The following is a 26,197-nucleotide window of genomic DNA, read 5'->3' as shown; positions in this document are numbered from 1 at the left end:
GGCAAATGCCGATGGAAAGCATGCTGGAAGAAGCTCGGCACGGCCCGCAGGAGGCATGCTCGATCCGAACTCCCCAGGTCATTCGACTGGCCAAGTTCGGAGGCGATGAATACATGGAAAACGATCGGATCGCAATCGTCGGAATCGGGTTGCGCTACCCGGGGGCGGCCAGCCCGGAGGAACTCTGGGAGGACGTCCTCGGCGGTCGCCGGGCCTTTCGGCAGCTTCCCGACGAGCGGATGAACAAGGCTGACTACTGGTCCCCCGACCCGGCCGCACCGGACCGCTTCTACGCCACGAAGGCGGCGGTCCTGCGTGACTTCGAGTTCGACCGCATCGCGTACAAGGTGGCGGGCAGCACCTACCGTTCCACCGATCTGACCCACTGGCTCGCGCTGGACACCGTCGCCCGCGCGTTGGCCGACGCCGGATTCCCCGGGGGCACCGGGCTGCCCAACCGGACCACCGGCGTGGTCATCGGAAACAGCCTCACCGGCGAGTTCTCCCGCGCCAACATCACGCGGCTGCGCTGGCCGTACGTCCGCCGCACGGTCGCCGCCGCGCTCCAGGCCAAGGGCTGGGACGAGGAGGAGACCGGGAACTTCCTCCGCGAACTCGAAGGCCGGTACAAGGCGCCCTTTCCGGAGATCGACGAGGACACCCTGGCCGGCGGCCTCGCCAACACCATCGCGGGACGGATCTGCAACTACTTCGACCTCGGCGGCGGCGGCTACACCGTCGACGGCGCCTGCTCATCCTCGCTGCTCTCGGTCGCCACGGCCGCGGGCGCGCTCGCGCGCGGCGACCTCGACCTGGCCGTCGCGGGCGGCGTCGACCTCTCCATCGACCCCTTCGAGGTGATCGGCTTCGCCAAGACCGGCGCGCTGGCCACCGGCGAGATGAAGGTCTACGACCGCGATTCCAACGGCTTCTGGCCCGGTGAGGGCGCCGGCATGCTGGTGCTGATGCGCGAGGCGGACGCCCTCGCCCAGGGCCGCCGGATCTACGCCACGGTCACCGGCTGGGGCGTCTCCTCCGACGGCAAGGGCGGCATCACCCGGCCCGAGGCCGACGGCCACCGGCTCGCGCTCGCCCGCGCCTACCAGCGCGCCGGGTACGGCGTGCAGACGGTCTCCTACTTCGAGGGGCACGGCACCGGCACCGCCCTCGGCGACGCCACCGAGATCGCCGCCCTCTCCGCCGCCCGCCGCGCGGCCGACCCCGCCGCCCGCCCGGCCGCGCTCAGCACGGTCAAGGGCAACTTCGGGCACACCAAGGCGGCGGCCGGAGTCGCCGGCCTGATCAAGGCCGCGCTGGCCGTGCACCACCAGGTGATCCCGCCCGCCTCCGGCCACCACGACCCGCACCCCGGCCTGCTCGGCGACGAGGCCGCGCTCTACGTGCCGCGCGAGGCCGGCCTGTGGCCCGCCGGCCAGCCGATCCGGGCGGGCGTCTCCGCGATGGGCTTCGGCGGCATCAACACCCACGTCGCCGTCGAACAGGCCCCGGGCGCCGCCCGCCGCGCCGAGCTCGACCCCGGCACCCGCGCGCTCGTCGCCGGACGCCAGGACGCCGAACTGCTGCTGCTGGACGCCTCCGACGCCGCCGAGCTGTGCGAGCGGGCGGACCGCCTGAGCGCCGTGGCCGCCAAGCTCTCCTACGCCGAACTCGCCGACCTGGCAGCGGAGCTGGCCGGGCAGCTGGCCGACCGGCCGCTGCGCGCGGCCCTGGTCGCTTCCTCCCCCGAGGAGGCCGAGCGCGGCCTGCGGCGCCTGTGCGGTCTGCTCGACGACGGCTTCGACGGGAAGCTGGTCTGCGCCGAGGGCGTCTACCTGGGCCGGCCCGAGGCCGCCCCGAGGATCGCCTATCTCTTCCCGGGCCAGGGCTCGGGGCGCGGCACCGTCGGCGCCATGCGCCGGCGCTTCGCGGCGGCGGACGAGGTCTACCGCAGCGCCCAACTGCCCGTCGGCGGTGACCAGGTGGCCACCGAGGTCGCCCAACCCCGGATCATCAGCGGCTCATTGGCCGCGCTGCGGGTGCTGGCCGAGCTGGGCATCGGGGCGGACGCCGCGGTCGGCCACAGCCTGGGCGAGCTGACCGCCCTGCACTGGGGTGGCGCGCTCGACGCCGGCCAGGTGCTGCGGCTCGCCGCCGTACGAGGCCGGGTGATGGCCTCCGCCGGCCAGGGCGGCGGCGCGATGGCCGGCCTGGCCGCCGACCCCGACCAGGCCCGGCGGCTCGCCGCGGGCGAGGACGTGGTGATCGCGGGCTACAACGGCCCCCGGCAGACCGTGATTTCCGGCGCCGCCGACGCGGTCGAGCGGGTCTGCCGCGCCGCCACCGCCGCCGGCGTCACCGCCACCCGGATCAACGTCTCGCACGCCTTCCACTCGCCCCTGGTCGAGCCCGCCGCCGAGGCGATGACCGACCGGCTGGCCGAGTTCGACTTCGCGCGGCCGGTGCGTACCGTGTTCTCCACGGTCACCGGGGAGCCCGTCGACCCGTCGGCCGACCTGCGGACCCTGCTGCGCGACCAGGTGCTGTGTCCGGTGCGGTTCCACGAGGCCGCCGCGAAGGCCGCCGCCGAGGCGGACCTGGTGATCGAGGTCGGGCCGGGCCGGGTGCTCACCGGGCTGCTCGCGGAGATCGCCCCGGGCCGGCCGGTGCTGCCGACCGACACCGACAGCGCGTCCCTGACCGCACTGCTCCGGGTGCTCGGCGCCGCGTACGCCGCGGGTGCGCCGGTGCGGACGGCCGCTCTGTTCGCCGACCGGCTGGTCCGCCCGCTGGACCTGGACCGGGAGCCGGTCTTCCTGGCCAGCCCGTGCGAGGCCGCGCCGACCAGCGACCTCGGGCGCTCGGCCCCGGACGAGAACGCCCCCGCACAGGCCGAACAAGCCGCAGGCGCCGGCGAGTCGGCGTTCGAACTGCTGCGCCGCCTGGTGGCCGAGCGGGTGGAGCTTCCGCTGGAGGCCGTCACCGCGCACACCCACCCGCTGGACGACCTGCACCTCAGTTCCATCACGGTCGGACAGATCGTCAACTCGGCCACCAAGGCGCTGGGTCTGCCGGTGCTCGCGGCGACGCCGAACTTCGCCACCGTCCGGCTCGGCGAACTGGCCGAGATCATCGACCAGTTGGCCGAGGAGTCGGAGCAGGGTGAGAGCCCGGCCGACGAGCTGCCGGGCGTGGCGCCGTGGGTGCGGCCGTTCGCGCTCGAGTACGTCGCGACCGCGCCGGTCGAGGCACCGCGCGCCGGTACCGCGGCCCCAGCGGACTGGGCGGTGCATGCCACCCCTGGTCACCCGCTGGCCGAGCCGCTGCGGGCCGCGCTCGCGGCGGCCAGGATCGGTGGTGGTGTCCTGCTCTGCCTGCCCGCCGACAGTGGCGCCGACCAGGTCGAGCTCCTGCTGGCCGCCGCCCGGGACGTCCTCGCCGCACCGCAGGGGACCAGGCTGGTCGTGGTGCAGGGCGGGCTCGGTGCCGCCGGCCTCGCCCGTGCCCTGCACCTGGAGTCCCCGGACACGCCCGTCACCGTGGTCGACCTGGCCGACCCCGAGCCGGCCGGAGCCGTCGAGCGAGCCGTGGCCCAGGTGGTCGCCGAGGCGGCCGCCACCGCCGGGTACGCCGAGGTCCGCTACCAGGCCGACGGCACCCGGACCGTCCCGGTGCTCACCGCCCTTCCCCTCCGCCCGGCGGAGCCGGCTGCCACCCCACTCGGGGCCGCGGACGTGCTGCTGGTGACCGGTGGCGGCAAGGGCATCACCGCCGAGTGCGCCCTGGCCATGGCCCGGGACTCCGGCGCCGCCCTCGCCCTGATCGGCCGCGCCGACCCCGGCGCGGACGATGAACTCGCGGCCAACCTTGAGCGGTTCACGGCGGCCGGGATCCGCTACCGGTACGAGCGCGCGGATGTCGGCTCCGCCGGGCAGCTGTCCGCCGCGGTCGAGCGGATGGAGGCCGCGCTCGGGCCGGTCACCGCCGTGCTGCACGGCGCCGGACGCAACGAGCCGACCGCGCTGACCAACCTGACGCCGGAGCAGTTCCGGCAGACCCTGGCCCCGAAGATCACCGGCCTGCGGAACGTGCTGACCGCCGTGGACCAGGACCGGATCAAGCTGCTGATCACCTTCGGCAGCATCATCGGGCGGGCGGGCCTGCGCGGTGAGGCGCACTACGCCACCGCCAACGACTGGATGACCGAACTGACCGTGCGCTTCCAGCGCGACCACCCGCAGACCCGGGCGCTGGCCCTGGAATGGTCGGTCTGGTCCGGCGCCGGGATGGGCGAACGACTCGGCGTGGTCGAGGCGTTGACCCGCACCGGGATCACCCCGATCTCCACCGAGAACGGCATCGAGATCCTGCGCCGGGTGCTCGCCGACCCCTCGGCCGGGCCCGTACTTATGGTCAGCGGCCGGACGGGCGGACTTCCCACGCTCAACCTGTCCGGTGCCGAGCTGCCGCTGGGCCGCTTCGTGGAACGCGTCGCGGTGCACTACCCGGGCGTCGAGCTGGTCACCGAGGCCGAGCTCTCCGAAGGCGGCGACCCGTACCTGAGCGATCACCTGCTGGAGGGCGACCTGCTCTTCCCGGCCGTGCTCGGCATGGAGGCCATGACCCAGGTCGCGGCCGCGGTCGGCGGGCACGACGGCCCGCCGCTGCTGGAGGACGTCGAGTTCCGCCGGCCGGTCGTGGTGCGGCCTGGAAGCTCGACCACCATCCGGCTGGCGGCCCTGGTCCGGGACCCGGAGACGGTCGAGGTGGTGCTGCGCAGCGAGGAGACCGGCTACGCCGCCGATCACTTCCGCGCCCGCCTGCGCTTCCCGCGCCCGGAGCCGATCAGCGAACGGGCTTTTGCCGAAGCGCAGTTGCCCGCCGTCCCGGTCGACCCGGTGGCCGAGCTCTATGGCGGCGTGCTGTTCCAGGGCAAGCGGTTCCAGCGGCTGCTGGCCTACCGGAGGGCCGCGGCCCGGCACGCCCTGGCGGAGATCTCCACCAGCACGCCCGCAGCCTGGTTCGCGGCCTTCCTGCCCCAGCAGCAGCGCCTGGCCGACCCCGGCACCCGGGACGCGATGATGCACGCCCTGCAGTGCTGTGTCCCGGACGCCACCCTGCTGCCGCAGAGCATCGAGCGTCTCTGGCTCGCCGACCCGGCCGACCAGGACACCGAGTACGTGCTGCTCGACGCCCGCGAGCGCGCGCAGGACGGCGACAGCTACGTCTACGACCTCGATGTGCGCACCCCCGACGGCCGGCTGGTCGAGCGCTGGGAGGGGCTGACCCTGCGCGCCGTACGCAAGCGGGACGGAGCCGGCCCGTGGGTGCCCTCTCTGCTCGGCTCCTACCTGGAGCGCTCGCTGGAGCGGGTGCTCGGCGGCAGCCGCGCGGTCGTGGTGGAGCCCGAGTCCGGGGCCGACCGGCGCGCCCAGACCGAGCTGGCGGTCGGCCGGGCGCTCGGACGGCCCGTCGAGCTGCACCACCGGCCCGACGGGATGCCTGAGTTGGCCGGATCGGTGGTCTCCGCGTCGCACGCCGCCGGGCTGACCCTCGCGGTGGTCGGGCAGGGCCGGCTCGGCTGCGATGCGGAAAGCGTGGTGGAGCGTTCCGCCGAGGACTGGGCCGGGCTGCTGCCGGCCGGCCTGCTCGCCGTCCGGGATCTGCTGGTCGCCGAGACCGGTGAGTCCGCCTCGACGGCTGGGACCAGGCTGTGGGGAGCGCTGGAGTGCCTGCGCAAGACCGGCGCGACCACCCAGGCGGTCACCCTGGAACGAGTCCACCCGGACGGCTGGGTGGAGCTCGGTGCGGGGGACGCCAGGATCGCCACATGGGTCACCACGGTCAACGACCGGCCCGAGCCGGTGATGTTCGCCGTCCTGATCGGTACCGGGCTGACCGGAGGTGCACGCTGATGGCCGACTACTACGAGATCCGGCACGTGGTGGGCTTCGAGGAGACCAACCTTGTCGGCAACGTCTACTACGTGAACTACCTGCGCTGGCAAGGGCGTTGCCGGGAGATGTTCCTCAAGGAGAAGGCGCCGGGCGTGCTGGTCGACCTCCAGGACGACCTCAAGCTCTTCACGCTCAAGGTGGACTGCGAGTTCTTCGCCGAGATCACCGCCTTCGACGAGCTGTCGGTGCGCATGCGGCTGGACGAACTGACCCAGACGCAGATCCAGTTCAGCTTCGAGTACGTGCGGATGACCGAAGCGGGCGAACACCTGGTCGCCCGTGGCCGCCAGCGGATCGCCTGCATGCGAGGCCCGAACACCGCGACCGTCCCGGCCCGGGTGCCGGAGGAACTGCGGCAGGCCCTGGCGCCGTACGCGACCGGGTCGGCAGGGGCGGGGAGGGCGCGGTGAGCGACGACGGTATCGGCGGCGCCGTGGTGACCGAGCTGTCCGGCGGCTGGCCGCCGCCCTGGGAGCCGCGGCCGGTCCGCGAACGGGACAGCGCCGGGCGCAGCGCGCTGCGGGACGCGATGGCCCGGTTCGGGACCGGGATCACGGTGCTCACCACGGGTGGCGAGAACACGCATGGGATGACCGCCAACGCCTTCAGCTCCGTGTCCCTCGAACCGCCGATGGTGCTGTGCTGCGTGGCCCGGACGGCGGAGATGCACGAGGCGATCGTCTCCTCGCGGTGCTTCGCGGTCAATGTGCTGGGCGGCCGCCAGGAGCGGCTCGCCCGCCACTTCGCCGACCGGCGGCGGCCGCGCGGCCCGGCCCAGTTCGAGGGCGTCGACTGGTGGCCGGGCAAGCACACCGGCGCGCCGCTGTTCGCCGACTCGCTCGCCTGGCTGGAGTGCCGGCTGGTCGAGGTGCACGACGGCGGCGACCACTCGATCTTCCTCGGCGAGGTGCTGGAGGCGGACTGGAGCTCGGACACCGAGGCGCTGCTGTTCCTGGGAGGCAGCTTCCACCAGGTCGGCTGGGACGGCCGATGACGGCGCGGCGCGGCGGCCGGCGGCGGGCCCGGCCGGCCGCAGCGAGCGCCAGGCCGGGCGTCGGCCAGGCCGCCAAGACGCCGGAAGCCGAGCCCAGCCGGGTGCTCGCCGCCTGGCCGGTGCTGGGGGAACGACTGCTGGAGCTGGAGGAGTTGACGCGATGCTGCCCACCGTCTTCCTCTCGGCCCGGGCCGTGCTGCCGGTCGGCCGCCTGGTCGGACTGCTCCAGCCGTACTGGCCCTGACACATCCCGGCGGAGTACGGCGCGGTGTACACCTGCGAGTACGCGACCGGGGTGCACGCCGCCGCCAGTACCGCCGGGCTGCCCGCCCGGAGCGTCGCCCGCGCGTTGGCCGACACGGTGCGCCGGCTGTATCGGAACGGTCAACTGACCGAGCGGCAGGCGGGTTTGCTCGCGGCCGGGAAGGAATCGGAGCCAACCGGCTGAAGCCGAGCCGGCCCCTTCATTCGGCTCGGCACACGTGTTCGAGGCGCTGCCCGGAGGCCGCCACCGACCTGGTGGCGGCCTCCGGTTCGTCCCCGGCCCCGATCATCAGGCCGACGAGCTGGGCCTCGAAGCAGCGATCCGCGTCGAGGGGATCGATCAGGTAGCCGCCGAGCTCCAGTGTGACCAGACCATGCACGGCGATCCACATCTGACTTGCCGTCAGTTCGGGGATGATCGCGGAGAACCGCCCGGCCGCGCTGCACCGGCTCGCGCACTCGACGGCGTGCAGCAGGGTGTAGCGGCCGGCCTGCCGGTCCTCCTCGCCGAGCGAGAAACCGGCCAGCGAGGAGCCGCCGAACATCACCGCGTACAGGTGGGAGTTGGCGAGGGCGTTGCGGCGGTAGGCTCGGCCGAGCAGCGCCATGTCGGCGACCGGGTCGTCCGTCGCCCCGACCGCGCTGAGGTGCTGTTCCAGCCGGACGAACCCCTCCCGCACCATCTCCCGGACCAGCCCGCTCATGCCGCCGAAGTGGGTGTACAGCGCCATGGTCGAGCTGCCGGCCTCGGCGGCGACCCGCCGCGCGGACAGGGCGCGAGGTCCGTGCTCGGAGAGCAGCCGGGCGGCGACATCCACAAGTCCGGTACGAATGCCGGGGTCTGACCGTCGCGGGCTCATGTCGAACAGTTTTTCACGTCGCGTCGCCGGATTCATGACATCGTTATGCGAACGGGTGCTGTGCGCGCCACCTGCGCAAGCTGCGAGAAGCGCCGCCCGGTTGACGTCCCATGGTCTCACCGGCGCGGCAAGCCGGGAGGTTTGCCCTCGGCGCTTCCCCGGCTGCCTGGAGATGTGATGTCCACTGCCCGTACGGCCGAGGGTCCGGATCGTGTCTCGGCATGCGGCGGAGGCGGTCCTCGTGCTGCTCTGCGCGGGCGCTGCCCGGTTGATCGGGCGTCGGCAGCGGGCGCCGGGCGGTGCCTGGTGCGCCGGCCTGGAGCCGCTGGATCAGCAGTCGGGGAGAAGAGCCGGAGCCGTGCGCGACCGATACTGTAACTGTCGTCATATTTCGATGAATTGACGGTGCGTTGAACAAGTTCCGGTCTCATCGAGCGAGAGGAACCGTCGCGTGACAGTGTCGAGGGATGTCATCGCCGACCTGGTGGCCGAGGGTGCGGAGGTCGACCACCTGGTGGCCGATCTGGAGGACGCGGAGTGGGAGCTGCCCACCCCGGCGGAGGGGTGGACGATCGCGCACCAGGTCGCCCACCTGGCCGCCACCTTCCGGATGGCCGCCACCGCGGCCGGTCGGCCTGCCCTGTTCGAGGCCCAACTCGGCAAGATCGGGCCGGACTTCAACGCGGCCATCCAGGCTGTGCTGATGCCCTACCTGGAGGGCCCGCGGTCCGGCCTGCTGGCCAAGTGGCGGGCCGAGCGGGCCGGGGCCGAGCAGGCCCTGGCCGCGGTGCCGGTGGGCCGGAAGGTGCCCTGGCTGGTCCGGGAGATCCCGGCGCCGGTGCTGGCCGCCGCCGGGATGATGGAGCTGTTCGGGCACGGCCAGGACATCGCCGACACCCTGGGCGTGAAGCTGGAGCGCACCGACCGGCTGGAGGCGCTGGTCGAGTTCGTCACGCGGGTCTGGGACTTCGGTTACCACGTGCGCGGGCTGGCCGTGCCCGAGGTGCAGTTCCGCTTCGAGATCACCGCGCCGTCGGGCGCGTTGTGGGTCCACGGTCCGGCCGACGCCGAGCAGCGGATCTCCGGCCCGGCCGTCGACCTCTGCCTGCTGGCCACCCGGCGCCGCCACCGCGACGACCTCGCCCTCACCGCGATGGGCCAAGAGGCCGACCACTGGCTGGACATCGCCCAGTGCTACCGCGGCCCGGCCGGCCCCGGCCGGACGCCCGGCCAGTTTTCCGACGGCCGGTAGCCGCACACACGCCGAAAGCGCCCTCCGTACCGGTGGACTGCCGGTACGGAGGGCGCTTCCGGTCTGCGGTCAGTAGCGGGCCGAGGCGCCCGGCGGGACGTCGTGGCGGAAGCGCCCGGTCCGGTCGACCCGGCGGCGGATCCGGTCCAGTCGCTCGACCGCTTCGGGCGACAGGTGCCGCTGCGGCTGGTCGAGCCGCTCGACCAACGTCGGCGCGGTCCATCCGGAGTCCCAAGGTGCGAGTGCCGAACGGACTTTGGCGCAGTGGCCCCGGATCGCGGCCGTCGCGAGCGGATCGACCGCCAGGCCGCCGGCGGTGAAGGCGAAGGCGGCTTCGAGGTGGCTCAGCGCACCGCCGTCCGGATCGGGCACCGCGAGGGCGCCGCCGAGCTGGCGCAGCTCGGCATTGACCAGCGGTGATCCCGAGCCCTCGCCGAGGACCTGGAGGAAGACCTCCGCGCCCTGCTCACCGAGCTCGGAGAGCAGCAGATGGTCGCCGGCCACCGGTACCGGATCGGTGGGGTCCATGTGGGTCCGGACCACGGCGGAGGGCGTGGTGGTGCACCAGGTGTCGAAGACCGGCTCGGCGACCGCGCGGAGCGGGCCGAGCAGCTCCTCGGCCTGGGCCTCGGCGGTGGCCAGGTCGTCCGCGGTGGGGCTGAGCACCACCCCGGCCAGGCAGACGACCGGGCCGCGGGTCAGCACCGGTGGGATCTCGGGCACGGCCGGGAGGTTCATCACCCGCAGGGCGGTGGTGACGGCCGAGGGCGCGTCCCGGGTCCACCGCAGCCAGCGGGAGAGCAGCTCGGGGCCGTGCGCCGCGGGCCAGAAGGCCGCACCGGTGACCACCCGGGCAGCCGGGAACAGCCCGATCTCGACCGCGGTGACGACGCCGAGGCCGCCGCCGCCACCGCGCAGGGCCCAGAACAGCTCCGGGTCGGCCGTACCGTCCACCCGGCGCAACTCGCGATCCGGCGTGACGAGTTCGACCGCCCGGACGCTGTTCACGGCGAGCCCCGTCCGGCGGCCGTAGAAGCTGATCCCGCCGCGCAGCAGGTAGCCGACCACGCCGACGGTCGGTGAGGAGCCGTGCGGAGCGGCCAGCCCGTACCGGGCAGCCGCCTCGACCACGGCGCCCCAGCGGGTGCCCGCCGGGATACGGGCCGTGCGGGTCTGCGGGTCGATCTCGACCGGGCCGGCCGGCTCGGTCCGGATCAGCAGCGAGCCGTCCATCGGGCGGGCCGAGGAGGCTGCGTGCCCACTGGTGTGCACCCGCACCCACAGCTGCTCGGCTTCCGCGTGGCGGAGCGCGGCCCGGACCTGTTCAGCGGTCCGGACCGTCACCGCTGCCGCCGGACGCACCGGCGCCGCCAGGTTGAACACGTCGGTCGCGGCGGCGAACGCCGGTTCCCCGGGCCGTGCGATCGCCGTGCCGGACTGGTCGGTCCCGTTCATGAGCTGGTTCTCCTCCCGAGGGCGGGCTACTTGACGCCGAACCGGGCGCGGGCCAGCTCCCGGGTGGTCACCGAGGACAGGAAGACGCCGATCCCGGCGTGGCTGTGCAAGGTGGACAGGTCACGCCAGATCCGCTCGATCCGCTCGCCGTGCCGGACGGCGCTGGAACCGGCCGTGGGGAACAGCTGCCCCTCCACGGCGTGCCAGCACAGCCGGATCACCTCGCGGCAGATGGTGGCGATGCGCAGGTCCTGTTCCCGGGTGAAGGTGCCCGGACCCTGCGCGCACAGCTCCTGCCACTGCCTGACCGCCTGGAGCACGGCCGCCTCGGCGGTGGCGATCATGCCGGCCGCCTCGCCGTACCAGAACTGGTAGTCCGGGTCCTGGGCCCGGGTGACCATGGGCGGAAACAGGGTGGTGCGGGAGAGCATCAGCTCCTCGTAGGCGTCCAGCGCGCCCTGGGCCATGCCCACGGCGAGCGAGGCGACCTCCAGCACCATGAAGCTGAGCGGGCCGCCGCCGTACTCCGGATTGCCGTGCAGCAGGCGGCCCGGCGTGCCCTCGGCGACACTGACCTCGCTCATGTGCGTCCCGGGAAGCGTGAAGTACTCCGGGATGCGGCCGTTCTCGATCACGATGCTGTGCGAGCCGCTGCCCTTGAGCCCCAGGTGGCCGCCCCAGTCGTCGAGCCGGCGGAACTCGCTGCGCGGAGCGATGAAGAGCATCGGCGCCGGAGGCTCGCCGTCCGCGCCGGGCACCGGGACGTGGCCCATGAAGTGCGTCGCGTACGGCGAGCCCGAGCAGTAGTTCCAGGTGCCGTTGAGCAGCCGGCCGCCGTCCTCCGTCCGTTCGGCCGAACCGCTCGGCACGATGGTGGCCGGGCAGATGAAGTCACCGTCGCGGAACAGTTCGGCCTGGGCCCGCTCGCCGAACAACGAGGCCGCCGGGAGCGCGTGGGTGGCACCGAGGCAGAACATCCAGCCGGTCGAGGGGCAGCCGCGGGCCAGCGCCATCGACACCCGCAGGAAGGTGTCGATGCCGAATTCGTACCCGCCGTACCGCTTGGGGACGAGAATCCGGTAGAAGCCCGCTTTGGCGAATTCCTCGTGGGTGTCCTGGGCGTAGTAGGTGCGCTGTTCGGTCTCGGCCTGCCGTGCCACCAGGGTCGGTGCGATGGCCTCGGCCCTGGCGATGATCTCGGCCGGCGTCAGACCGGGTTCGGGCGGCAGCGGTGAGCCGGACCCTACGACATTCGTGGCGACCGTCATTGCAGCGCAGCTCCTCTGCTCTTCTACCGTGGCCGGGTGGGCTTTCCGGTAAGGGTCGCCCGCGGGCACGCTGCGGCGCACCTCCCGGATTGCGAGCACGTTCGAAGAACCGAGGCGGTAAGGCAGTTGCTACGGTTCCCGGGCGAATTCGGCTGGCACCAGCGAGAGGAATACGCCATGAGCTCCGATGGGAAGCTGCAGTCCGACGATCCGGCGAGCAGGATTCCGCTCTCCTTCAACCAGGATTTCCTGTGCGGATTCGACCGCGGTGACGACCAGGGGCCGTTCGGCCCGCGGTTCCACATCGTGCACGGCTGGCGCCTGCGCGGGAAGATCGACGTCGGGACCCTGCAACAGGCGCTGGACGATGTCGTGGTCCGCCACGAGGCGTTGCGGACCGCGATCGTCCGGGGCGAGGGCGAGCGGTACCAGGAGATCCATCAGCCGTCCCCGGTACGGCTGGAGCTGCGGGAGGCGGCGGGGGCGGATCCGGCGGCGCGCGACCGGGCGGTGGAAGAGCTGATCACCGAAATCGAGTCGGGCACCATCAGCGCGCGTGAACTCCCGCTGCTGAAAGCCACCTTGCTCCGCTTCGACGAGGACGACGCGATCCTCGTCCTGATCGTGCACCACACCGCGGCCGACGGCTGGTCGGTGCGGCTGGTCATCCGCGACCTCGCCGTCTGCTACGCCGCGCGCCGCGGGCACCGGGCGGCCGAGTTGCCGACTGCCCTGCCGTACCGCGAATTCGCGGCTTGGCAACGGAAGTCCGCCGAGGATCCGGCGCTGGAGAGCTCGCGCGCCTTCTGGCGCGAGCAGCTCGCCGGCGCCCGGATCTTCTCGGTGCCCACCGACCGGCCGAAGTCGACCGGCCTGGCGGAGTCCACCGCCGTCCACCGCTTCACCATCGACGCCGAACTGACCTCGCGGGCCGTGGAGATCTCCAGGGCCCTGCGCAGCACGCCCTTCATGGTGCTGCTCGGCGCGTTCGCGGTGCTCGTCCAGCGGACCACGGGAAGCACGGACGTGGTGGTGCCGACGTTCTCTCCGGGGCGCGGTGAGGACCGGTTCCACCACACGGTCGGGCCGTTCTTCAACTTCCTGCCGCTGCGCACGGAGCTCGCCGGGTGCCGCAGTTTCGCCGAGGTGGTCGCCCGGATCCGCGCCACGAGTCTGGAGGCGTACGCCCATGACATTCCGTTCGGGCAGATTCTCGCCGAGGCACCGGAGTTGATGCTGCCGACGCTGGAGGACGGCCGGGCGGCCTGTGTCTTCCAGGTCTTCCCGTTCCCGTTCCTGCTGGACGGGGAGCTGATCGGGGACCTCGAGTACACCGAGGTGCGGCGCCGGCTCACCTCGCAGCCGGTGGGCTCGGACGTGCCCAACGGCGCGCTGTGGACGCTCAACCTCGACCCGGCCGGCGATGTGGTCGCGGGCATCCAGTACAACAGCAACCTCTACGACGAACGCTCGGTGGCGGAGCTGGTTGACCAGTTCCGCGAGGTACTACGGGAGTTGGTCAACGCGCCGGACGCGCCGCTGGAGCTCCGCCCCGAGCATTCCTGAACCTGCTCAGCCGACCCTGATCGGGCCCCGGGGGCGCAGCCCCCGGCTGGCGGCGTTGTAGTGGTCCAGCAGCTGCTGGGCCTCGGCGTTTGCCTGGGCGAAGCGGGCGCGCGGGGCCACGTCGGAGACCAGGACGTCGTGCATGGCGCGGGTCATGGCGTCCTGGATTCCGGCGAAATCCCCGAGCAGCGCGCCCCGGGCGGCCGGCGAACCGTCGTTGGCGGCGAGCTGGTCCAGCGCGGTGCGGAAGTGCGGGTTCTGCTGGAACCAGCCCTCCCGCTCGAGCAGTTCGATCGCGGCGCTGGTGACCGGTATGAAGCCGGTCTCCCGATGCCGGTCGGCGGCGGTCCGCGGCGTGTTCAGGTACTGCATGAAGGCCAGGGCGCCGTCCCGGGTGTCCGGGTCGAGGCCGTCGGCCAGCCAGAGCGCGTCCCCGCCGATCACGTTGCCCGCGTAGGGCACCTGCTCGTTGTACGGCATCCGGCAGGCCTGGACCACGAAGCCGCCGTCCCGGCCGGCCCGGGCCATCCGCGCCGCCTCGACCGAGGTGGTGAGGGTGAAGGCGACCTTCTGTTCGGCGAAGGCACGGAAGTTGGCGTCCCAGTCGACCTCCGTGTTCACCCGACTGGCGTGGTAGCGGTACAGGCCCGCTCGGTGCAGCCGCCGCCACCACTGGACGTAGGCCAGCATCGCGTCCGAGTCGAGGTACACCTTCTCGGCACGGCCGGAACGGCCGTTGTCGTGATCGGCCAGCAGCGCACCCTGCTGGGCCACCGACTGCTGGAACAGCCAGCCGTGATTGGGCCAGGTGATCGCGTGGGCCGGTCCGTCCGGGAGCGCGGTGACGGCGCGGCAGGCGGCCTCGATTCCGGCCCAGGTCTGCGGGAGTTCGGTGATCTTGGCCCGGTTCAGCAAGGTGGTGTTGGCGTAGAGCAGGGTGGTCGAGGTGAGCGGAGGCATGGCCACCACCTCACCGTCGTAGGTGTAGTACTGCCGGGCCGCGGGCGCGATGTCGCCGAGCACGACCGGCTCGCCGAGGATCTCGGTCCGCCCCGCGATCGCCCGCTCGACCGAGGTGAACAGCGGTGACCCGTCGGGCCGTCGGGTGTCGCGGGCCTCCTGGGCCGAGGTGTAGAAGTACTGCACGACGGTCGGCGCATTGCCCTGCTGGGCCGCGTCGTGGACCGCCTGCGGAACCGACAGCCAGTCCTCGCCGGTGACCCGGATCCGGTAGTCGGGGTGGCCGGCCATGAACTTCTCGGCCAACTCCCTGGTCCGGTCGAGAAAGTACGGCATGAACGGGTAATGCGGCACCACGACGTCGATGACGATTCGGTTGCTCATTCTGGCATCCTCCTGCGGCTGGCCGGGCAATCCAGACGCTCATGGTCCGTCGGTGACCGGGCCGGGGCATCTCCGGCCTTGCTGAGTCCACCGGCCGGGTGTGCGGGAAGCGCGCAAGTTGGGAGAAGCAACCGCCGCCCCATGGATGCCAGGCTCGGAATCGTCCGGTGAATTGGCAGCAAGGGGAGGCGTCTGATGGCCGAAGCCCGGGAAACCGCCGCCGGGAAAGCGCTCGGGACTCGCCCGCTGACCGGGGCGGAATACATCGAGAGCCTTCGCGACGATCGGGAGATCTACCTCTACGGTGATCGAGTCAAGGACGTCACCTCGCATCCGGCCTTCCACAATCCGGTCCGGATGACCGCCCGGCTCTACGATGCCCTGCACGACCCGCGGCACCAAGCCGTGCTGACCGCACCGACCGACAGCGGCGGCGAGGGCTTCACGCACCGGTTCTTCACCACCCCGCGCAGCGCCGAGGACCTGGTCGGCGATCAGCAGGCCATCGCCGCCTGGGCGCGCATGAGCTACGGCTGGATGGGCCGAAGCCCCGACTACAAGGCGTCGTTCCTCGGTACCCTCGGTGCGAACGCGGACTTCTACGAGCCGTTCGCGGACAACGCCCGGCGCTGGTACGCCGAGTCGCAGGAGAAGGTCCTGTACTGGAACCACGCGATCGTGCATCCGCCGGTCGACCGCAGTCTGCCACCGGACCAGGTGGCCGATGTCTTCATCCACGCCGAGCGGGAGACCGACGCCGGCCTGGTGGTGTCCGGCGCGAAGGTGGTCGCCACCGGCTCCGCGCTGACGCACTACAACTTCATCGCGCACTACGGCCTGCCGATCAAGGACCGTACCTTCGCGCTGGTGGCCACGGTGCCGATGAACGCACCGGGGATGAAGCTGATCTGCCGCCCGTCCTACAGTGCGTCGGCAGCGGCGATGGGCAGCCCCTTCGACTACCCGCTGTCGTCCCGGCTGGACGAGAACGACACCATCCTGGTGCTCGACAAGGTGCTCATCCCGTGGGAGAACGTCTTCATCTACGGCCAGCCGGAGAAGATCCGGATGTTCACCGGCCAGTCGGGCTTCATCGAGCGGTTCACCTTCCACGGCTGCACCCGGCTGGCGGTGAAGCTCGAGTTCATCGCCGGGCTGCTGGCCAAGGCCCTGGACATCACCGGCACCAGCGACTTCCGCGGCGTGCAGAGCCGCCTCGGCGAGGTGCTGGCGTGGCGCAACCTGTTCTGGGGGCTGTCGGACGCCGCCGCCCGCAACCCGGTCGCCTGGCGGAACGGCGCCGTCCTGCCCAACTCCCAGTACGGGCTGGCCTATCGCTGGTTCATGCAGGTCGGCTACCCGCGGATCAGGGAGATCGTGCTGCAGGACGTGGCCAGCGGCCTGATCTACGTGAACTCCAGCGCCAAGGACTTCGCCAACCCGGAGATCCGGCCCTATCTGGACCGGTACATCCGGGGCTCCGGCGGCGTCGACGCGGTCGAGCGGGTCAAGCTGATGAAGCTGCTCTGGGACGCCGTCGGCAGCGAATTCGGCGGACGCCACGAACTCTACGAACGCAACTACGCCGGAAATCACGAGAATACCCGGGTCGAGCTGCTCTTCGCCCAGCTGGCCAACGGTCAGGTGGACTCCTACAAGGCCCTGGTCGACGAGTGCTTGGCCGAGTACGACCTGAACGGGTGGACAGTGCCCGATCTTTCCTCCTTCGCGGACCTGAGCGATTCCGTCCACGGGCTGCTCGACGGCTGATGCGTGGCACAGGCCGGCAATCCGGGAGATGACGTGAAAGGCGCGCCGGCAGCAGGCTGGACATCCAGGACGACAGGGCCGTTGCGATCGGACGGATCGGAGGACATGGTGGTTTCCCCTTCCATTCATGGGCATTTCGCGCAGCAGGCGGTCAGGACACCGGATGCGATTGCCGTGTCGTCGAGCGAAGTCCAGCTCAGCTGTCGCGAGTTGGACGAGCGGGCGAATCGGCTGGCACACCGGCTGCGCGAACTCGGCGTGCGGGCCGAGTCGCCGGTCGCGGTGCTGATGGAACGGTCCGTGGATCTGGTGGTGGCGATTCTGGCGGTGCTCAAGGCGGGCGGGTGCTACCTCCCGTTGCACAGCGCGTACCCGTTGCAGCGCAAGCAGTGGATTCTGGAGCACTGCGCGGCGCCGGTGCTGCTGGCTGATGAGGTGATGCGCGAGCGCGGGCTGCCGGAGGGCGCCGAAGTTGTCATCGTCGAGGGCGAGAAGGGGCTGACCGGCTACCCCGCACACGACCCTGCGGTCGAGACCGATCCGGCTCAACTCGCCTACGTGATCCACACCTCCGGGTCGACCGGAGTGCCGAAGGGCGTCGCGATCGCCCACCGGGACGCGTTGGGCCTGGCCCTGGACTCGATCTGGGCGGATGGCCGGCACGAGCGGGTGCTGATGGTGGCGCCGTACGCCTTCAACGTCTCCACGTACGAGCTCTGGGTGCCGCTGCTGCACGGTGGGCGGATCGTGGTGGCCCCGGCCGGGGACCTCGATGTGCACGCCCTGCGCCGCCTCATCGCCGAGGAGCGGATCACCGGCATCCACCTGACCGCCGGACTGTTCCGGGTACTGGCCGAGGAGGACCCGGGCTGTCTGGCCGGGGTGCGCGAAGTGCTCACGGGCGGCGATGTCATCGCGCCCGCAGCCGTCCAGCGGGTGCTGGAGCACAATCCCGGCCTGGTGGTACGGGCGATGTACGGCGCGACCGAGGCGACGCTGTTCAGCACCGACGCGCCGATGACCGCCCCCTACCGGGCGGCAGGGCCGGTACCGGTGGGCCGCCCGATGGACAACGTACGGCTGCACGTCCTGGACGCGGACCTGCGGCCCGTGCCGGCCGGTGCGGTGGGCGAGCTCCACATCGCCGGACGCGGCCTGGCCCGGGGGTACTTCGGCCGGCCCGACCTGACCGCCGAGCGCTTTGTGGCCAACCCGTTCGGTGAGCCGGGAGAGCGGATGTACCGTACCGGAGACCTGGTCCGGATGGACCAGGACGGCCTGCTCGAGTACCTCGGCCGGGCCAACGACCAGCTCAAGGTGATGGGCTTCCGGGTGGAGCCCGCCGAGGTGGAGGCGGTGCTGGCGCAGTGTCCGGGCCTGGCCCATGTCGCGGTCGTGGCACGGGAGTCGGACTCCGGGGAGAAGCGCCTGGTGGCGTACTACGTCCCGGAGTCCGGCGAGATCGAGGCGGGCGCACTGCGGGCGCACGCCATGGAGCTGCTGCCCGCCTACATGGTGCCGACGGCCTTTGTGGCCGTGCCGGCCCTGCCGCTGACCCCCAACGGCAAGCTGGACCGGCGGGCGCTGCCCGAGCCGGTGACGAGCTCGACCCGCCGGGCGCCGCTGACCGATCGGCAGCAGGCGCTGTGCACGCTCTTCGCCGAGGTGCTCGAGGTGCCCGAGATCGGTATCGACGACGGCTTCTTCGAGCTGGGTGGCCAGTCCCTGGCGGCGATGCGGCTGGTCAGCCGGATCCGGTCGCTGCTGAAGGTCGATCTGACGATAACCCAGTTCTTCGACACCCCGACGGTGGCCGGCCTGGACGGTCTGCTGAGCCGGCCGGAAGGAGAGCAGGGATGACCAACCCCTTTGATGCCGAGGACGCGGCGTTCTCGGTCCTGGTCAACGCGGAGGGCCAGTTCTCGCTCTGGCCGGTCGCCGTCGAGGTGCCGGCGGGCTGGACGGTCGCCCACGGTCCGGCCGACCGCTCCGCGTCCCTCGGCTACGTGAACGAGCACTGGACCGACCTGCGGCCGAGCAGCTTCGCCGGGCGCCGGCCGAGGCAGCCGGAGAACTGACGATGAGTCAAGAGAGGAGCGTCGACGTGGGCCAGGGGACCTTCAAAGGCATGCTCGTCGACCACATCGCCTGCTACGTCGCCGACCTGGCGGCCACCACCGAGTGGCTGGTCCAGGGCTACGGCTTGGAGGTGTACGCGAGCTCGGCCCCGCAGGCGCCGGAACTGCGCTCGGTGGCGCTGGGCCGGAACGGCATCCGGGTGCTGCTCTGCCAGCCGCTGGTGGGTGACCACCCGGGAGCGGCGTATGTCGAGAAACACGGTGACGGGGTAGCCGACATCGCGCTGCGGGTTCCGGATGCCCGGGCCGCCTTCGCGGCGGCGGTCCGGCGTGGCGCCCGGCCCGTCTCGGGGCCGGCCGCGCACGGCGAGCTGGTCACCGCGACGATCATGGGTGTCGGCGATATCGCCCACACCTTCGTCCAGCGGCCGGCGCGAGCCGACGACCGGCTGCTGCCCGGGCTGGCGCCGACCGATGCCGACTCGGACGGGCCGGACTGCGGCCTGCGGGAGGTCGACCACTTCGCGATCTGCGTCGAGCCCGGGCAGATCGACGCGACGGTCGCCTTCTACCGGGAGGTCCTCGACTTCGAGCTGATCTTCACGGAGCAGATCGAGGTCGACGGGCAGGTGATGATCACCAGGGTGGTGCAGAACGGCGCCGTCACCTTCACGCTGATCGAGCCGGATCAGGCCGAGGTCAGCGGCCACCTGGACGAGTTCCTGAAGGACCACGGCGGGCCGGGGGTGCAGCACATCGCCTTCACCACGCACGACATCGTGGGCTCGGTCGACGCGATCGCCGCCCGGGGGGTGGAGTTCCTGCGGATCCCGGAGGCGTACTACCGGCTGCTCTCCAGCCGCCTCACTCCGCTACGGCACTCGGTACCGGAGCTGGAGCGGCTGAACATCCTGATCGATCAGGACCACGACGGGCAGCTGTTCCAGATATTCACTCGGTCCGTGCACCCGCGCAACACCCTCTTCCTGGAGGTCATCGAGCGGATGGGTGCCCGCTCGTTCGGCAGCGGCAACATCAAGGCGCTCTACCAGGCCGTCGAGTACCAGCAGGGCAGGGGTGCGGCCGATGGCGCGTGACGGGATCTCCGACGACCGGTTCCGGACCGCGGTGGAGCGGCTGCGGGTACCGGGCATGGGGACCGAGGTGGTGGCACCGCTGCTCTCCCACCTGATCCACCTGGCCCGGCCCCGCCGGGTGCTGGAGGTCGGCATGGGGTACACCACGCCGTTCCTGGCGAAGGCGCTGGCCGAGGTCGAGTCGCTGGCCGAGGCCGAGGCCGCCGCCCTGGCCCGCAAAACCCTGCCGTACCTCGCGGACGACCGGGAGCTGGACGAGGCGTGGATCGAGGGTGAGCCCGCGCTGCTGCTGCCGGCCGCCTACCGCGACCCGTACCGGCCCCGGTTGGTGGCGATCGACGACCTCTCCGACACCGGCTCCTCGGCGCCCCGGGTGTCGCAGGTGCTGGCCGAGCTCGGCCTCGCCGAGCGCGTCACCGTGGTCAACTCCGACATGCGCGGGGCCGTCGGACGCCTCCCGGAGGAGTTCCGGCCGATCGACTTCGCCTGGGTGGACGCCTGGGACTGCCTCTACTTCTTCGAGAATTTCTGGGAGTTGATCGCTCCCGACGGCGGGATCGTGGTCATGCACTACCTGATGACCTACCCGGAAGGCGAGGCGATCCTCCAGTACATCGCCGAGACCCAGCGGCTGCGGCCCGGCGAGTTCGAGCTGCTGAACCTGCTGGAGAGCCGGAAGCTGCGGCAGAACAGCGTGACCGTGCTGCGCCGCACCAGCGGCAGCAAACCCCGACAGTACTCCGACGCCGGCCAGCAGCCCCGGCTCGGCGGCCAGGTACGCGCGGACGCCCTCGCGCTGGCCCGGTCGCTGGCCGAATCCGGCGCGGCCTGAACCCGAGTTGCAGCGCTTCGACGTGGTGGGGGCTCGGAAACGCTTGGGCAATACGGAAGATGACGAGCCATCACTACCTGGATAGGTTGAAGTACATCCACTGCGAGCCTTTTTGCGAACAGAGGGGCATCAACGGTATGAGCACACTCTCCGAGGACCCGGACATCGTCAAGTTCATCTACTGGGACAACCTCACCTATGCGCCGCCGGGATCGCGCGAACCGGAGGAGTGGGACCCCCGGCTCGGGGCCCGACTCTACGAAAGCTACCTCGATCACTGTGTCGAGGCAGAGCGTCTCGGCTACGCCGGCCTCAGCGTGCCGGAACATTTCGGTCCGTCCTCGCTGTCCCCGCATCCGAACATCATCCTGGCCGCGCTCGCCGCGAAGACGACCAGGGCTCGGATCATCTCGGGGGTGAACCTTGCCCTGCTGCACAATCCCCTGCACCTCGCCGAGCAGTTCGCGATGATCGATGTGCTCTCCGGCGGACGGCTGGAGGTCGGCCTCGGCCGCCGCGGAGACCGTGCCGCTTTCGAGCACGCGGCTGACCTCATCGACGGTGCCCTCAACCAGATCGACCACCCGGTGGCGAAAGCCGATCTCACGCCCTCGGCAGCGGCTTTCCTCCAGGATATCGAGACCGCGAAGGTCACCGTGTGGCCCCGGCCGGTCCAGCAGCGAGTGCCGCTGTGGGTGGCGGCGGAAACGGACGAATCCCTCGCCACCGCGGCACGCCGCGGCTGGGACGTGTTCACGGGACTGAACCTCGACCCGTCTGCCGGCGGCATGTCCAAGGTCAGCGTGGACGAAATGGTCGCGCGCCTGCACCGCTATATCGAGATCGGTCGGGAAAACGGGCACAAGTTGTCCATGGACAATACGGCGGCGAGCTGTTTCACCGTTATCGCCGACACCGATCGGGAAGCCGCCGAGATCGTGCGCGATGGTTTCGTCTCGCATATCGAGGCCGCTTCGGGATACCTGGCACGGATGGCCGGAGCCGTTCCCGGCAACAGCCCGCTGGAATCGCTGGCGAAGGAGGGCGGCACGGGTGTCCAGGGGGTGTTCGAAGCACCGGCAGAGTCCTACCTCAGGAATCCGTTCGCCCTGGTCGGATCGGTCGAAACGGTCAAGGCGAAACTGGACGCGCTGGTGACGGCCGGATTCCGACGGTTCGTGCTGTTCTGCGGCGGAGTCGGCACGGCACACGAAATCGGCTGGCAGTCGGCGACGGCCATGGCCCACGACGTGGCGCCCGAACTGTTCGCCGCTGCGAAGGCCGGCCTGGCCGAGGTGGCCGCGTAACAGGGTGTCCCGGCCCGCGGATTCCGTCCCATCCCATGGCGTCGTATCGCGCCGGGGTGGGGCGGTTTCCCGGGTCGCAGTCGTCGCCCGTCATGGTCTGGACCCCGAACAGACCGGGCCGCTTCCCCGACGGCATGCCGCTCTTCGAACTCGACGGCCTCCGTGCTGGGTTGGCGGCCGCCCGGCTGACGGTCCGGGACGGGTACACCCCCGGCACCTTCGTGGTCCTCACCGCCGGACGCGCCGCCTGACCACACCGCAATCAGCGAGATGTGGCGCCCGGCCGCGCCATGCGAACGTCTGGTGCGGCACAGGCACAAGGAAGGACGAACGAGCATGACTGACACGACCGTTGATCCGACCGGCCCGGTGGTGATCAGGCCCGGGGACCCGCGGTACGAGAATCTCGTCCAGGGCTACAACCACCGCTTCGTCGGACAACCCGACCAGGTGCGCCTGGTGACCAGTACCGAGGAGGTGGTGGCGGCGGTCGACGAAGCGGTGGCGGCGGGCAGGCGGATCGCGGTCCGCAGCGGCGGGCACTGCTTCGAGGACTTCACCGCCTCGCCCGAGATCGAGGTGCTGCTGGACATGTCCCAGCTGAACGGCATCTCCTACGATCCCGGCCGTCGCGCGATCGAGGTCGGGTCCGGCGCCGTGCTGGGCGACATCTACCGAACCCTGTTCAAGCGCTGGGGCGTGACGATCCCCGGTGGCACCTGCTTCGAGGTCGGCGCCGGAGGCCACTTCGCGGGCGGCGGTTACGGGCATCTCTCGCGCCGTGACGGCCTGGTCGTCGACCACCTGTACGCCGTCGAGGTGGTGGTGGTCGACGAGTCCGGCAAGACCCGGGCCGTGGTGGCGACTTCCGACCCAGAGGACCCGCACCGCGACCTCTGGTGGGCCCACACCGGTGGTGGCGGTGGCAACTTCGGTGTGGTGACCAGGTACTGGCTGCGCACCCCGGGAGTGGACTCCGCAGACCCGGCCGAGCTGCTGCCCAAGGCGCCGGCCCGGATGTGGAAGCGGACGGTCATGTGGCCCTGGGCCGAGATGACCGAGCAGTCCTTCACCACGCTGCTGCGCAACTACGGCACCTGGTACGAGAACAACGACGGCGCAGACTCCCCGGCGGCCGGCCTGTGGAGCAACCTGATCGTCACCCACCGGAACTCCCAGATGTTCGGGATGACCGTGGTGATCGACCACGACGGGCCGGACGCCGAGAAGGTCTTCGCCGAGCACTTCGAGTCCGTCATCGCCGGGGTCGGGGTGGAACCGGTGGTGCGCACCACCGAGGTCGTCCCCTGGTTCAGCTCCTGGCTGCCCTCGTACAGCTTTCCGAGTGACCCGAAGGGACGCTACAAGGACAAGGCGGGTTATCTGCGGAAGGGTTTCACCGATCACCAACTCGACGTGATCTGGCGCTACCTGAGCGACCCGGAGCACACCAACCCGATGTCGTGCATCGTGGTCGCAGGTTTCGGCGGGAAGGTCAACACCGTCGCCCCTGACGCCACCGCCACGGTCCAGCGGGACTCGATCCTGAAGGTCCTCTATTGTGCCGGCCTCTGGCAGTCCGAGGATCAGGACGAGGCCAACATCACCTGGGTCCGGGAGTTCTACCGCGACGTGTACGCCGGGACCGGTGGGGTGCCCGTCTCCGACGAGGTCAACGACGGCGCCTACATCGGCTACCCCGACACCGACCTGGCCGACCCGGCCTGGAACACCTCGGGGGTGCCCTGGTCGACGCTCTACTACGGCGACAACTACCCACGCCTGCAGCAGGTCAAGCAGACGTACGACCCCCGGAACGTGTTCCGCCACGCACTGTCGATCGAACTACCCAACTGATAGTGGACTTGTTGGAGGCTCAGGATGCTTGAGAACAAGGTCGTCGTGGTCTCGGGGGTCGGCCCCGGCCTGGGGCGGGCGATCGCCCTCCGCTCCGCGCAGTCGGGGGCGGACGTGGTGCTCGCCGCCCGGACCGAGGCCCGGCTCGCGGAGATCGCCGCGGAGGTCGAGCGGACCGGGCGCCGGGCGCTGGCGGTGCCGACCGACATCACCGACGACGAGTCGGCCGCCGCCCTGGTCAAGGCCGCGACGGAGAACTTCGGCCGGATCGACGTTCTGGTCAACAACGCCTTCGCGGTGCCCCCGCTGGTCGACCTCGGCGAGGTCGATCTCGCGGACGTGCGCGCGGGGTTCGAGACCAACGTCTACGCCGCGCTGCGGCTCACCCGGCTGTTCACACCCGCGCTGGCGGAGAGCCGGGGATCGGTCGTCATGATCAACTCTGCGGTGCTGCGGCACTCCAAGCGGCTGTTCGGCGCCTACAAGATGAGCAAGGCCGCCCTGCTGTCGCTGGCGCAGAGCCTGGCCACCGAGCTCGGTCCGAAGGGCATCCGGGTGAACACCGTCGCCCCCGGCTACATCTGGGCGGACGCGCTGCGCGAGGGCTTCGGCCACTGGGCCGAGCAGCGCGGAGTCACCGTCCAGGACCTCTACGACGAGGTCGCGGCCACCCTCGACCTCGGCCGGCTGCCCGAGCCGGACGAGGTGGCCGATGCGGTGCTCTTCCTCATGTCCCCGCTGGCCCGCGCCGTCACCGGGCACTGCCTGGACGTCAACGCCGGCGAGTACCACCACTGAACCTGCCCGGACGACACGGAAGTCGAGGATCAGCGGTGACACGGAACACGGAGCGGACCGGTGCCCTGGCCACCGGACCGAGGCGCGCGAGACCCAGCGCCGGGACGGCCACGACCGCACCGAGCTGGTGGCAGAGCCCATGGGTGGCGGCGCTGGCCGTCCTCGTGGTGTTCAATCTGCTGTACGCCTTCCCGCGCTACCTGACGGGAGGTCCGCGGCAGGCCCGGATCCCGCTGGACCCGGCCTTCCCGGCGCACTACGCGGTACTGGTGGGGCACGTCGTCTTCGGCAACATCTCGCTGGTGACGGTCTTCCTCCAGATCCTGCCGTGGATACGCCGCCACTACCCGGCGGTGCACCGGATGAGCGGCCGGGTGTACATCTTCGCCGGGGCACTGCCGGGCGCGCTGCTGGCCCTGGTACTCGTGCCCTACTCCACGGCCCCGACCGGCAAACTCGGGCTGGCCGTGATGGGGGTGCTCTGGCTGACCACCACCGTGCTCGGGTTCCGGGCCGTCCGCCGGCGCCGGTTCGTCGATCACCGCCGCTGGATGATCTACAGCTTCGCGCTGGCCCTCGGCACCAGCTGGGGCCGGGTGGTGGCCGAGCTGATGCCGCACATCCCGGGCTTGCGGATCGGCATCATGACGTTCCTCGACCTGGCCAACTGGGCAGGCTGGGTGCTCAATCTGGTGATCGCCCACTGGTGGATCGAAAGGACCGGCCCCCGGGCGGCCCAACTGGTTCGCTGAGGTCGATGACCGCGCGGCCGGCCGTGAGACATCACGGCCGGCCGCGCACGCTTGCGCCCCCGCCCGCCCGCCCGCCTGGCTCCGGCCCGGCGGCCCGGACGGCCGGAAGCTCTTCTGGAAGTCCGCGGGCGGGGATGTCGAGGACGGGCCGCCGGCTCCGACGTCTCCTGTGAAGGCCCCGGGAAGCGCCCGGGGCGTCACGGTCGCAAGGAGTGAGAATCATGAAGTACATGCTGGTGATGCACATGAACCCGGTGCTGTGGGACGGCCTGTCCGAGGACGAGCAGCAGGCGGTCTACGCCGGCCACGGCGACTTCATGAAGCTCCTCAAGGAGTCCGGTGAGCTGGTCACCACGCAGGCGCTGGCGGAGCCGGAGAAGAGCACGACCGTCAAGGTCCGCGACGGCGGCCCGGTGCTGAGCGACGGTCCGTACCTGGAGAGCAAGGAGTTCGTCTGCGGCTTGTACCTGGTCGATGTCGAGACCAAGGCGCGCGCGATCGAGCTGGCCGGGCTGATCCCGGACGCCAGGCACACCGGTATCGAGGTCCGGCAGGTGATGTTCGAGCAGGGGCTGGAGATGTGACCCGGTAGGTCACCGCGGAAGCGGCAGCGGGGGGGGGGGGGGGGGGCGGGCCCCCCCCCCCCCCCCCCGGGGGGGGGGGGGGGGGGGGGGGGCGGGGGGCCCCCCCCCCCCCCCGCCGCCGCTCCGGACGACGTGATCCGCACCAGCGGGCTGACCAAGCGGTTC

Annotated in this window: 21 protein-coding genes; 17 read left to right on the top strand and 4 right to left on the bottom strand. The window is 71.3% G+C overall.

Features of this window, described 5'->3' with window-relative positions:
• Window positions 1–113 precede the first annotated feature (113 nt).
• The 4 genes from P3T39_RS09140 (at window position 114) to P3T39_RS09125 (ending at window position 7,396) form a co-directional block, all read left to right on the top strand.
• A complete protein-coding gene (locus P3T39_RS09140; protein WP_280696878.1) occupies window positions 114–5,912 on the top strand; it encodes a type I polyketide synthase in 5,799 nt (1,932 codons plus the stop codon).
• Window positions 5,912–6,364, top strand: a complete 453-nt coding sequence (locus P3T39_RS09135; RefSeq protein ID WP_280696877.1) for an acyl-CoA thioesterase — start codon at window positions 5,912–5,914, stop codon at window positions 6,362–6,364. Before P3T39_RS09140 ends, P3T39_RS09135 begins: the two co-directional genes overlap by 1 nt.
• Window positions 6,361–6,948, top strand: coding sequence for a flavin reductase family protein (locus P3T39_RS09130; protein WP_280696876.1), 588 nt, complete (start codon window positions 6,361–6,363; stop codon window positions 6,946–6,948). The genes P3T39_RS09135 and P3T39_RS09130 overlap by 4 nt, the downstream gene beginning before the upstream one ends.
• A gap of 268 nt (window positions 6,949–7,216) precedes the next feature.
• Window positions 7,217–7,396, top strand: coding sequence for a hypothetical protein (locus P3T39_RS09125; RefSeq protein WP_280696875.1), 180 nt, complete (start codon window positions 7,217–7,219; stop codon window positions 7,394–7,396).
• A gap of 16 nt (window positions 7,397–7,412) precedes the next feature.
• On the opposite strand, the gene P3T39_RS09120 is transcribed toward P3T39_RS09125, so the two are convergent.
• Window positions 7,413–8,072, bottom strand: coding sequence for a TetR/AcrR family transcriptional regulator (locus P3T39_RS09120; protein WP_280696874.1), 660 nt, complete (start codon window positions 8,070–8,072; stop codon window positions 7,413–7,415).
• A 451-nt stretch (window positions 8,073–8,523) separates the two neighbouring features.
• Here P3T39_RS09120 and P3T39_RS09115 point away from each other — a divergent pair, with 451 nt between their 5' ends.
• The gene (locus P3T39_RS09115) at window positions 8,524–9,324 is read left to right on the top strand and encodes a TIGR03084 family metal-binding protein (protein WP_280696873.1); all 801 of its coding nucleotides are present in this window, start codon (window positions 8,524–8,526) and stop codon (window positions 9,322–9,324) included.
• Between the two features lie 69 nt (window positions 9,325–9,393).
• Here P3T39_RS09115 and P3T39_RS09110 read toward each other — a convergent pair whose 3' ends face one another.
• Together P3T39_RS09110 and P3T39_RS09105 are read right to left on the bottom strand one after the other, a co-directional pair.
• Entirely contained in the window at window positions 9,394–10,779 is a 1,386-nt protein-coding gene (locus P3T39_RS09110; protein WP_280696872.1) for an FAD-dependent oxidoreductase, read from the bottom strand.
• A gap of 26 nt (window positions 10,780–10,805) precedes the next feature.
• Window positions 10,806–12,047, bottom strand: a complete 1,242-nt coding sequence (locus P3T39_RS09105) for an acyl-CoA dehydrogenase family protein (protein ID WP_280696871.1) — start codon at window positions 12,045–12,047, stop codon at window positions 10,806–10,808.
• A gap of 177 nt (window positions 12,048–12,224) precedes the next feature.
• On the opposite strand from P3T39_RS09105, the gene P3T39_RS09100 reads away from it, so the two are divergent.
• Window positions 12,225–13,613, top strand: coding sequence for a condensation domain-containing protein (locus P3T39_RS09100; protein ID WP_280696870.1), 1,389 nt, complete (start codon window positions 12,225–12,227; stop codon window positions 13,611–13,613).
• Window positions 13,614–13,619: 6 nt separating this feature from the next.
• Here the strand turns inward: P3T39_RS09100 and P3T39_RS09095 are convergent, their stop codons facing one another.
• Window positions 13,620–14,957 (bottom strand): extracellular solute-binding protein, encoded by a 1,338-nt coding sequence (locus tag P3T39_RS09095; RefSeq protein ID WP_280696869.1) that lies wholly within the window; start codon window positions 14,955–14,957, stop codon window positions 13,620–13,622.
• Window positions 14,958–15,152: 195 nt separating this feature from the next.
• On the opposite strand from P3T39_RS09095, the gene P3T39_RS09090 reads away from it, so the two are divergent.
• The 11 genes from P3T39_RS09090 (at window position 15,153) to P3T39_RS09040 (ending at window position 26,032) form a co-directional block, all read left to right on the top strand.
• Window positions 15,153–16,727 (top strand): 4-hydroxyphenylacetate 3-hydroxylase N-terminal domain-containing protein, encoded by a 1,575-nt coding sequence (locus P3T39_RS09090; protein WP_280696868.1) that lies wholly within the window; start codon window positions 15,153–15,155, stop codon window positions 16,725–16,727.
• Window positions 16,728–16,832: 105 nt separating this feature from the next.
• The gene (locus P3T39_RS09085; RefSeq protein ID WP_280696867.1) at window positions 16,833–18,587 is read left to right on the top strand and encodes a non-ribosomal peptide synthetase; all 1,755 of its coding nucleotides are present in this window, start codon (window positions 16,833–16,835) and stop codon (window positions 18,585–18,587) included.
• Window positions 18,584–18,805 (top strand): MbtH family NRPS accessory protein, encoded by a 222-nt coding sequence (locus P3T39_RS09080; protein WP_280696866.1) that lies wholly within the window; start codon window positions 18,584–18,586, stop codon window positions 18,803–18,805. The genes P3T39_RS09085 and P3T39_RS09080 overlap by 4 nt, the downstream gene beginning before the upstream one ends.
• A gap of 26 nt (window positions 18,806–18,831) precedes the next feature.
• Window positions 18,832–19,902, top strand: coding sequence for a 4-hydroxyphenylpyruvate dioxygenase (gene hppD, locus P3T39_RS09075; RefSeq protein WP_280696865.1), 1,071 nt, complete (start codon window positions 18,832–18,834; stop codon window positions 19,900–19,902).
• The gene (locus P3T39_RS09070; protein WP_280696864.1) at window positions 19,892–20,734 is read left to right on the top strand and encodes a class I SAM-dependent methyltransferase; all 843 of its coding nucleotides are present in this window, start codon (window positions 19,892–19,894) and stop codon (window positions 20,732–20,734) included. The genes hppD and P3T39_RS09070 overlap by 11 nt, the downstream gene beginning before the upstream one ends.
• Window positions 20,735–20,793: 59 nt before the next feature.
• A complete protein-coding gene (locus P3T39_RS09065; protein WP_280696863.1) occupies window positions 20,794–22,041 on the top strand; it encodes an LLM class flavin-dependent oxidoreductase in 1,248 nt (415 codons plus the stop codon).
• A gap of 35 nt (window positions 22,042–22,076) precedes the next feature.
• On the top strand, window positions 22,077–22,292 hold the full coding sequence (locus P3T39_RS09060) for a hypothetical protein (protein WP_280696862.1): 216 nt from the start codon (window positions 22,077–22,079) through the stop codon (window positions 22,290–22,292).
• A gap of 85 nt (window positions 22,293–22,377) precedes the next feature.
• A complete protein-coding gene (locus tag P3T39_RS09055) occupies window positions 22,378–23,898 on the top strand; it encodes an FAD-binding protein (RefSeq protein ID WP_280696861.1) in 1,521 nt (506 codons plus the stop codon).
• Window positions 23,899–23,922: 24 nt separating this feature from the next.
• Entirely contained in the window at window positions 23,923–24,696 is a 774-nt protein-coding gene (locus tag P3T39_RS09050; protein ID WP_280696860.1) for an SDR family oxidoreductase, read from the top strand.
• Window positions 24,697–24,731: 35 nt separating this feature from the next.
• Window positions 24,732–25,448 (top strand): DUF2306 domain-containing protein, encoded by a 717-nt coding sequence (locus P3T39_RS09045; protein ID WP_280696859.1) that lies wholly within the window; start codon window positions 24,732–24,734, stop codon window positions 25,446–25,448.
• Between the two features lie 221 nt (window positions 25,449–25,669).
• Window positions 25,670–26,032, top strand: a complete 363-nt coding sequence (locus P3T39_RS09040; protein WP_280696858.1) for a YciI family protein — start codon at window positions 25,670–25,672, stop codon at window positions 26,030–26,032.
• Window positions 26,033–26,197 lie beyond the last annotated feature (165 nt).

This window comes from Kitasatospora sp. GP82 (assembly GCF_029892105.1).
Lineage (GTDB): Bacteria > Actinomycetota > Actinomycetes > Streptomycetales > Streptomycetaceae > Kitasatospora.
Note: the sequence above shows the minus strand (reverse complement) of the source record. Positions and strands in the feature narration are given on the sequence as shown.